The organism is Mesorhizobium sp. M4A.F.Ca.ET.090.04.2.1, from assembly GCF_003999085.1.
Classification (GTDB): Bacteria; Pseudomonadota; Alphaproteobacteria; order Rhizobiales; family Rhizobiaceae; genus Mesorhizobium.
Genome location: NZ_RZOT01000550.1, coordinates 1 through 4,034, shown reverse-complemented (window position 1 = coordinate 4,034; position 4,034 = coordinate 1). Strand labels below are relative to the sequence as shown.

The following is a 4,034-nucleotide window of genomic DNA, read 5'->3' as shown; positions in this document are numbered from 1 at the left end:
ACCGGAGATCGCGCGGGCGGCGGCGGAAGCGGCCGCCCGGCAAAGCTACGGCAAGCTGGTCGCCTTTCTCGCGGCGCGCACGCGCGATGTCGCCGGCGCCGAGGACGCGCTGGCGGATGCCTTCGCGGCGGCGCTCGAGCGCTGGCCGCAGACCGGCGTGCCCGAAAAGCCGGACGCCTGGCTGCTCGCGGTGGCGCGCCGACGGGGCGTCGATGCGGTGCGGCGGCGGCAAACCGGCGAGGCGGCGCGCGATCATCTCAAGCTGATCGCCGAGGAGGTGGAGGCCCGCATGACCGACGAAGAGCTGCCGGACGAACGGTTGCGGCTGATGTTTGCCTGCGCCCATCCGGCGATCGAGGCCAGCGTGCGCGCGCCGCTGATCCTGCAGACCATCCTTGGCTTCGACGCGGCGACCATCGCTTCGGCCTTCCTGGTCTCGCCGGCGACGATGGGCCAGCGCCTGGTGCGCGCCAAGACCCGGATCCGCGAGATCGGCATTCCGTTCCGGGTGCCGGAGCGGGCCGAGCTCGGCGAGCGGCTGGACGCGGTGCTGGAGGCGATCTACGCCGCCTTCGCCGAAGGCTGGACCGATCCTGCCGGCACCGAGACGCGGCGCCGCAACCTCGCCACCGAGGGCATCTGGCTCGGCCGGCTGGCGGCCTCGCTGATGCCGGACGAGCCGGAGGCGGTAGGGCTTCTGGCACTGATGCTGTTTGCCGAAGCGCGGCGGGCAGCGCGACGCAGCCCGGAAGGTGACTTTGTGCCGCTTGCCGAGCAGGACACCGCGCTCTGGGACGACACGCTGATCGACGAGGCGGAAGACCTGCTCGAACGTGCCGCCGCCAAGGGGATCATCGGCCGCTACCAGCTGGAGGCGGCCGTGCAATCGGCCCACACGGCGCGGCGGCGCGGCGGCCGCACCGACTGGGCAGCGATCCGCCAGCTTTACGACGCGCTGCTGGCCGTCGCCGGCTCGCCTGTTGTGGCGATCAACCGCGCCGTGGCGATCGCCGAGGATGAGGGCGCTGCGGCCGGGTTGGCAGCGCTTTACGTGCTGGGTGACGACAAGCGGCTGGTTGACTATCAGCCCTATTGGGCTGCCCGCGCCGGCCTGCTGGCGAGGCTCGGCACGACCGGATTGGCGGCCGAGGCTTACGACCGCGCGATCGGCCTCGAACGGGACCCGGCCGTGCGCCGCTTCCTGCAGGAAAAGCGGGCGAAGCTCACAGCGGGCAGCAACTAGGCCGCGGCGCGATTAGAGCGCCGCCAGCCAACTCCCATCTCTTCCATTTGGGATGGTGCTTTCCGGAAAGGCCTCGGCTTTCTGCTCGATGGGCTCTCTCCAGGACAAGGTTCCGGCCTGCTATGATGGCCTTTTCCCGGCAACCTCGTAAGAGGCCGCTCACCACATCGCGTGGGCGGCATTCAGTTTGTGGATCAGCTCATGATCGCGCAGCCTGGCCCACAGGCGCTCGATATCGGGCCAGGCAGCGGCGACCTTGCCGATCTCGGGATGCCAGGCCACCAGCATGATCAGGTAGATGTCGGCCAGCGATAGCTGCTCGCCCACCAGCCAGTCGCGGCCGGCGAGGGCCTTGTCGAGGATGGCAAAGCCGCGCTCCGTCTCGTTCAGCGCGGCCTGTTTCACCGCCTCCACGCCGTCCGGCGTCACGGTGTAGCGATGGGCATAATAGTAGCGCAGCCCCGCCGGGTAGAGGACCGACGACATGAAGGCCATCCAGCGCAGGAAGTCGGCGCGGGCCGGCGAACCCGCCGCCGGCGCCAGCCCGGCTTCCGGATGGCGCTCGGCGAGCAGAATGCAGATCGCCGCCGATTCGGTGATCGATCGGCCGTCCGGCAAGGTCAGCACCGGCACCTGGTTCAACGGGCTGATGTCGAGGAAGGCCTGGTCGGGCGGGTCCTTCTTCGGCACGTCGATCTGGTCAAACGGCGCGCCGGCCAGGGCAAGCGCCGCCTCGACGACGAAGCCGCCGCTGCCGGGGCGTGTGTAAAGTCTGTACATCAATCCCTCCCAACCGCCCGCGCGGGGCCGGTTGAGGTTTGCACCGGAAGCGGTGCCGCGCTCAAGCGCGGCGCGGACGCCACACGGGTTTTTTCAGCGGTCCAGCGTCCCGCGACCGTTCATTGAGGAGGCTTACGCCCCCAGCCCGTCGAACAGGATGGTCGACAGGTAGCGTTCGGCGAAGGACGGGATGACGACGACCAGGGTCTTGCCCTTGTTCTCTGGCCGCGAGCCGACGACGATCGCCGCCTGCAGCGCGGCGCCCGACGAGATGCCGACCGGCACGCCTTCGAGGCGGGCGACAAGCCGCGCATTGGCGACGGAATCCTCGTTGGAGACCCTGACAATCTCGTCATAGATCGTGGTGTCGAGGATCTTCGGCGCGAAGCCGGCGCCGATGCCCTGGATCTTGTGCGGGCCGGGCTGGCCGCCGGACAGCACCGGCGAAGCCTCCGGCTCGACGGCGACGACATGCAGCGAGGGCTTGCGCTTCTTCAGCACCTGGCCGACGCCGGTGATGGTGCCGCCGGTGCCGATGCCGGCGACGAAGATGTCGACCTCGCCCTGGGTGTCGTTCCAGATCTCCTCGGCCGTGGTGCGGCGGTGGATCTCGGGGTTGGCCGGATTCTCGAACTGCTGCGGGATGATGGCGTCGGGCAAGGTGGCGGCAAGCTCGTCGGCCTTGGCGATGGCGCCCTTCATGCCCTTGGGACCTTCGGTCAGCACCAGTTCGGCGCCGAGCAGCGCCAGCATCTTGCGCCGCTCGACCGACATCGTCTCCGGCATGGTCAGGATCAGCTTGTAGCCCTTGGCGGCGGCGGCGAAGGCGAGCGCAATGCCGGTGTTGCCGGAGGTCGGCTCGATCAGCGTCGTCCTGCCGGGGGCGATCCTGCCAGAGGCTTCCAGCGCCTCGATCATGGCAACGCCGATACGGTCCTTGACCGAGGCGATCGGGTTGAAGAATTCGAGCTTGGCCAGGAGATTGGCGACGACGCCCTTTTCCTTCGCGAACTTGTCGAGCCGCACCAGGGGGGTGTCGCCGATCGTCTCGGTGATCGAATTGAAGACGCGGCCGCGGCCGGGCACGCGCGCGGAGGTGACGGGCTTGTTCATTGTTTCGCTCCCAGGACAGGCAATTGCATCAGCGACAGAATAGGGCTTTCAGCCGCGCAAGATAGGCTGCCGGTCGAAAATATCCGAGTGGGGCGCGTGCTGAAAACGCTGCCGCCCCGGAATAGCATTTTCCGGATCGGCTTGTTTCCGGAATGGTTTGGCCGAAACGGAAGCGCGATGAGACGGGTGCTCTATTGCCTGGCCGCGATCGCCGCCGCCGCGCCGACCATGAAGCCGGCGGCCGTGCGGTTCAGCGCCTTCAGCGCGCGCGGCGACTTCAGAAACCAGCGCGCCTTCGCAGCGAGCGCCAGATAGGGCACCAGCACGACCAAGAGGACAATGACGGTGAGCGCGACGAGGATGCCATAGTCGGCCAGCGTGATCGTCTTCAGGTCGACGATGGTCGGCGTGATGGCGAGGTAGAAGATCATCGTCTTCGGATTGCCGAGCGTCACCGTGAGGCCGGCAAGGAAGGAGGCGACGAGCCCGCCCTTGCCCTTTCGCGCCTCGACAGTCTCCGGCGTGATGCCGCTGGTCCAGAAGCGCCAGCCGAGGAAAGCGAGATAGGCGACGCCGGCCCATTTGATGGCGAGAAAAACCATGCCGAAAGTCTGCGCGACGAAGGCAAGACCGAGCATGACGGCGGTGAGATAGGTGAGATCGCCGAGGATCAGGCCAAACGACATCGCCAGCGACGAACGGAAGCCGGAACCCAGCGCCCGCGCCACAAGCGCGGTGACGCCGGGGCCCGGAATGGCAGCGGCGATGCCGAGGGCGGCGCTGTAAGCGACAAATCCGGTGAGCGTCATGGCTTTCGGTCCAGATGAGTGCGCCTTGTCGCATACATCCGAATGGAATTGAATTTCCTGAGGACTGGATTCGATTGCACCAGATCTCG

At 67.7% G+C, this 4,034-nt stretch carries 4 protein-coding genes; 1 reads left to right on the top strand and 3 read right to left on the bottom strand.

Annotated elements, in window-relative coordinates; genetic code table 11:
* Positions 1-1,243, top strand: a 1,243-nt coding sequence (locus EN781_RS27815; protein ID WP_145965660.1) for an RNA polymerase sigma factor, incomplete at its 5' end; no start/stop codon positions are given.
* 159 nt (positions 1,244-1,402) lie between these two features.
* Here EN781_RS27815 and EN781_RS27810 read toward each other — a convergent pair.
* From EN781_RS27810 to EN781_RS27800, 3 genes are all read right to left on the bottom strand, one after another.
* On the bottom strand, positions 1,403-2,023 hold the full coding sequence (locus EN781_RS27810; RefSeq protein WP_126057279.1) for a glutathione S-transferase family protein: 621 nt from the start codon (positions 2,021-2,023) through the stop codon (positions 1,403-1,405).
* A 132-nt stretch (positions 2,024-2,155) separates the two neighbouring features.
* Positions 2,156-3,136 (bottom strand): cysteine synthase A, encoded by a 981-nt coding sequence (gene cysK / locus EN781_RS27805; RefSeq protein WP_126057280.1) that lies wholly within the window; start codon positions 3,134-3,136, stop codon positions 2,156-2,158.
* 191 nt (positions 3,137-3,327) lie between these two features.
* Entirely contained in the window at positions 3,328-3,945 is a 618-nt protein-coding gene (locus EN781_RS27800) for a LysE family translocator (protein ID WP_127400527.1), read from the bottom strand.
* Positions 3,946-4,034 lie beyond the last annotated feature (89 nt).